At 33.9% G+C, this 254-nt stretch carries 1 protein-coding gene; it reads left to right on the top strand.

Annotated elements, in window-relative coordinates; all coding sequences use genetic code 11:
• On the top strand, positions 1-254 hold a 254-nt coding region (locus SB749_RS20120), incomplete at both ends, for a GerAB/ArcD/ProY family transporter (protein ID WP_410711867.1).

Here is a 254-nt window from a genome sequence, read left to right as displayed (position 1 = left end):
CAATTTGCAGAAGTTTTAGTCGGTGGGTTGTTACCAGATACGCCAATTCAGCTTTCCATCTTTGCAATGCTTTTTCTATGTGCAGTCATTAACTATGGTAATGTTTCGACCTTTGCATATATTCAATTATTTTATTTTCCAATGATTCTAACTCCTTTGATGTCAGTATTATTCTCCTCTTTAAAAGATATTGAGTATTATCATTTACTGCCGATTACAGGCAATGATATTGCGTTATCAGAGTTTATGTCAGG

Source organism: Brevibacterium sp. SIMBA_078 (assembly GCF_046534565.1).
Lineage (GTDB): Bacteria > Actinomycetota > Actinomycetes > Actinomycetales > Brevibacteriaceae > Brevibacterium.
Note: the sequence above shows the minus strand (reverse complement) of the source record. Positions and strands in the feature narration are given on the sequence as shown.